Annotated in this window: 5 protein-coding genes and 1 pseudogene; all 6 read right to left on the bottom strand. The window is 69.7% G+C overall.

Going from position 1 to position 4,308, the window contains the following annotated elements; all coding sequences use genetic code 11:
* Positions 1 to 265 (bottom strand): annotated as a pseudogene (locus tag VGL85_RS00370) (chemotaxis protein); the annotation flags it as partial.
* Positions 262 to 732 carry a chemotaxis protein CheW gene (locus VGL85_RS00365; protein ID WP_331584822.1) on the bottom strand — a complete coding sequence of 157 codons (471 nt, stop codon included), beginning with the start codon at positions 730 to 732 and terminating at the stop codon, positions 262 to 264. The gene VGL85_RS00365 and the pseudogene VGL85_RS00370, both read right to left, overlap by 4 nt.
* Positions 733 to 737: 5 nt before the next feature.
* Positions 738 to 2,957, bottom strand: a complete 2,220-nt coding sequence (locus tag VGL85_RS00360) for a chemotaxis protein CheA (RefSeq protein ID WP_331584820.1) — start codon at positions 2,955 to 2,957, stop codon at positions 738 to 740.
* A 19-nt stretch (positions 2,958 to 2,976) separates the two neighbouring features.
* On the bottom strand, positions 2,977 to 3,345 hold the full coding sequence (locus tag VGL85_RS00355; RefSeq protein ID WP_331584818.1) for a response regulator: 369 nt from the start codon (positions 3,343 to 3,345) through the stop codon (positions 2,977 to 2,979).
* Between the two features lie 10 nt (positions 3,346 to 3,355).
* Complete coding sequence (locus tag VGL85_RS00350) at positions 3,356 to 3,673, bottom strand: STAS domain-containing protein (protein WP_331584816.1); 318 nt, start codon at positions 3,671 to 3,673, stop codon at positions 3,356 to 3,358.
* A gap of 8 nt (positions 3,674 to 3,681) precedes the next feature.
* A partial coding sequence (locus VGL85_RS00345; RefSeq protein WP_331584814.1) for a methyl-accepting chemotaxis protein occupies positions 3,682 to 4,308 on the bottom strand: 627 nt, incomplete at its 5' end.

Below are 4,308 nucleotides of genomic sequence, written 5' to 3'. Positions count from 1 at the left end.
TCAGCGCCGCCAGCATCTTCTGCCGCTCATCGACGCCGTCATGGCCCGCCACCAGCGCGCAATAGTCGTGGAAACTGGCGAGCCCCAGCGCGCGCAGCCGCTTGGCCAGGCGCGAATAGACGAGCGTCGCCTTGGTCTCGTGCAGCGCGATGCCGGCGTCGCCATGCACCATGGCGGCGATCTTGCGGAAGTCGCCTTCCGTGAAGACGAACTCACCCTCGACCATGGCCGGCTCCCGGCGTTTCAGGGCGGGCTGGGCGGTCATGCGGCCTCGAGATCGAGGTCCGGCAACACGCGCTCCAGGCCGATCAGGCTGATCATCCGCCCGTCGATCGCCAGCAGGCCGCGCACGAAGGTCTTGGCGGTGTCCGAGGCGACGTCGGGGGTCGGCTGGATCACGTCGTCGGTGACGGTCAGGATGTCGCTGACCGCATCGACCAGCAGGCCCACCACCTGTTCGCCGATCTGGGCGACGATGATCACGTGCCGGTCGCTGGTCTCCGAGCCTTCGAAGCCCAGGCGCGCGGCCAGGTCGACGATCGGCAGCACCGCGCCGCGCAGGTTGATCACCCCGCGCACGAAGGCGGGCGATTGCGGCAGCGCGGTCGCCGCGGTCCAGCCGCGGATCTCGCGCACCGCCATGATGTCCACGCAGAACTCCTGGGCGCCGATCCGGAACGAGATCAGCTCACGCAGTCCGCCCGCGGGAATGTTCGGATTGATCTGAGTCATGAGGTTCAACCTGCTGCGGCCAGGCGCTTTTCGGCGCGGAGGGAGTCGGCGCCGCGGGAGACCGCGACGATGGTGTCGATGTCCAGGATGAGCGCCACGCGGCCGTCGCCCAGGATGGTCGCGGCGGCCACACCCGGCACCTGCCGGTAGTTGGCCTCCAGGCTCTTGATGACCACCTGGCGCTGGCCCTGGATGGCGTCGACCAGCAGGGCTGCGCGCTGACCGCCCTCGCCTTCGATCAGCAGGGCCACGCCCTGTGTCGCGTCCATGGGGGTCGCGCGGTAGTTCAGCGCCATGCCGACGTCGATCAGCGGGACGTAGGTCTCGCGGATGGCGATCACCCGGGCGTGGCCGCCCAGGCTGTGCACGTCGCTGGCCTTGGGCTGCAGGGTCTCGACGATGGCGGTGATCGGGGCGACCAAGGTCTGGCCTTCCACCGAGACCACCATGCCGTCCAGCACCGCCAGCGTCAGCGGCAGGCTCATGGTGAAGGTCGAGCCCTTGCCGGGGCGGGACGAGATGGTGATCCGCCCGCCCAGCGCCTGGATGGAACGCTTGACCACGTCCATGCCGACGCCACGCCCGGAGATGTCGGAAATCTCGCTGGCCGTCGAGAAGCCCGGCATGAAGATCAGGTTGTCGATCTCCTCGTCGCTGAGCGACGCGTCGGCGGCGATCAGGCCGCGCTCGACGGCGATCGACTTCACCCGCTCGCGGTTGATGCCGCCGCCGTCATCGGCGACCTCGATGACGATCCGGCCGGAGCGATGGGCGGCCGACAGGCGCACCATGCCCTCCGCCGGCTTGCCCGCCGCCGACCGCTTTTCCGGGCTTTCCAGCCCATGGTCGATGGCGTTGCGGATCATGTGGGTCAGCGGGTCGGCCAGGCGCTCGATGACGGTCTTGTCGACCTCGGTGCCCTCGCCTTCGGTGACCAGGCGAACCGGCTTGCCGGTCATGGCGGCGACCTCACGCACCAGGCGCGGCATGCGCTGGAACACCGACTTCACCGGCTGGGCGCGGATCGCCATGACGCTGTCCTGGATCTCGCGGGTGAGCTGCTCCAGCTCGTCCAGGCCCATGGCCACGCCGGAAGCGCGGGCGAAGCCGGCCTCCATGACCCGCTGGCTGAGCATGGCCTGGTTGATCACCAGCTCGCCGACCAGGTCGATGAGCCGGTCGACCCGTTCGAGGTCCACGCGGATGGTTGCGCCGGCGTCCGGCTTGCGCGGCTGGCCCGGGCCGTCCGTTGGGGACGGATCGACGGGGCTCGCCGCGGCGGCCGGCGCCGGCGCGACGGCGGGGGCCTCGATGGCGGCCGGCTCCGGGGCGGACGGCGGCGGTTGGGGGTCCGCCACGGTCTGCACCCGCGCCAGCAGCGCACTGATGTCGAGGTCCCCGCCGGTGTTCGGCTCGAAGGTGTCGCCGGCGTCGGCGTCCGGACCCCCCAAGGTCCCGTTGAAAAGCGGGGTGATCTCCAGCTCGCAATCGCCGTCGACGAATTCGAAGACCTCGCGCACCGAAGTCTCGTCGACGTCGCTGGTCAGGGTCACGGTCCAGGCCAGGTAGGCGGCCTCGGGATCGAGGCCGGCCAGGTCCGGCAGGCCGCAGGCGTCGCACGCGACCTCGATCGCGCCCAGGCGGGCCAGTTCGCGCAGCAGCAGCGCCGTTTCGTTGGCCTTGGCGTAGAGGTCGGCCCGCGGCTTGAGGGCCACGCGCCAGCCGCTGCCGACCCCAGCCGCTGTCTCTGTCGCCGCCTCGCCGGGCAGGTCCACGGACATTGGCTTGAATTCGAAATCGCCCCAGTCCTCCTCGGACTCCGAGCTGTCGCCGGCCGCCCCATCGGGGCCAAGCGCCTTCAGCTCTTCGGCGAGCGCGGCGGTGTGGCCCTCGTCGACGCTGCCGCCGTCATGGGCGGCGCGGACGTGGTCGGCCAGCACGTCGGAAGCGCGCAGCATGACCTTCAGCACGTCGTTGGACGGCGCCAGGCGGCCCGAGCGCATCTCGTCCAGCGCGGTCTCGAACACGTGGGCGAAGCGGACCAGCGCGTCGAGGCTGAAGGCGCCGGCGCCGCCCTTGATCGAATGCACCGCGCGGAAGACGGCGTTGATCGTCTCTGAATCGGTCTCGCCGGCCTCCATGGCCAGCAGGCCGCTTTCCAGTTCTGCGAGCTGTTCCTCACACTCCTGGAAGAAGGTCTCGCGGATCGCCGCTAAGGGGTCCATCGGATGGGTCTCTTCAGGGTCAGGCGGCGACGCGGCGGATCGCGTCCACCAGCTTCACGGGGTTGAAGGGCTTGACGATCCAGCCGGTGGCCCCGGCCATCCGTGCACGGTTCTTCTTCTCCGCGTCGCTTTCGGTGGTCAGCACCAGGATCGGCACGCCGCGGTAGTGGGGGTCCGACCGGACCTCCTCGATGAAGCCGAAGCCGTCCATGCGCGGCATGTTGATGTCGGTGACGATGACGTCGGGCCGGTCGCCCTGGGCCAGCACCTCCAGGCCGTGGACGCCATCCTCCGCCTGCAGGACGCGAAAGCCGACGTCGGCCAGCGCCAGACGCAACATCTCCCGCATGGTCCGGGAGTCATCGACGGTCAGAACGGTCATACTCATGAGGTCGGTCCTACAGGGGCGCGAAATCGGAAGGCGTGAGGGCGTCGGACACCAGGTCCGGGCAACCCATCAGCCGCACGGCGTCGGCGAAGTCTTCAGACGCCTGGGCGATCCGCCACTCGACCCCGTCGGCCTGCCAGGCCGCCCGGGCGGCGAGCAGCACCTGCAGGCACTGGCCGCCGAGGCGGCGGACGGAGGCGGCGTCGAGGGACAAGGGGGTCCCCCGGGCGGCGAGCAACTGGGCTTTCAGGGGGGCTGCCGCAGTCATGTCCAGGCTGTCCGCCAGGATGAGGCTCGTCGCGCCGGGGGTATGGGACGGGTTCGTCATTGGGGGGCTCAGAACTCGTCCCAGTTTTCTTCGTGGGGTTGGAAGGCCGCCGCCGCGCCACCCCGGCCGACCGTTTTCAGGGCGGTGACAGGACGATGCTGCGATTGGGGTTGGGCCGAGGCGGCCGGGACTTGCGCCGCCGCGGTCGCCCCGCCGACCTCGAACTTGGAGATGAGCCGGGCCAGGGTGTCGGCCTCGCTGGTGAGTGCATGGGAAGCGGCGGTGGCTTCCTCCACCATGGCCGCGTTCTGCTGGGTCACCTGGTCCATCTGGTTGACCGCGGTGTTGACCTGCTGAAGTCCGGTGGACTGTTCTTCCGCCGAGTTGGCGATCTCGGTCACCACCCCGTTGATCTGGGTGACCTGGGTGACGATGCGTTCGAGCACCTTGCCGGTTTCGCCGACCAGATTGACGCCGCGTTCGACCTGCTGCGACGAGGCCGAGATCAGGGTCTTGATCTCCTTGGCCGCCTCGGCCGAGCGCTGGGCCAGGGCCCGCACCTCCGAAGCCACGACCGCGAAGCCCTTGCCGGCGTCCCCAGCCCTGGCCGCTTCCACACCGGCGTTCAGCGCCAAGAGGTTGGTCTGGAAGGCGATCTCGTCGATCACCCCGATGATCTGGCTGATCTGCTGGGC

Origin of the sequence: Phenylobacterium sp., from assembly GCF_036501465.1 — a bacterium.
In the GTDB taxonomy this organism is placed as follows: domain Bacteria; phylum Pseudomonadota; class Alphaproteobacteria; order Caulobacterales; family Caulobacteraceae; genus Phenylobacterium.
Note: the sequence above shows the minus strand (reverse complement) of the source record. Positions and strands in the feature narration are given on the sequence as shown.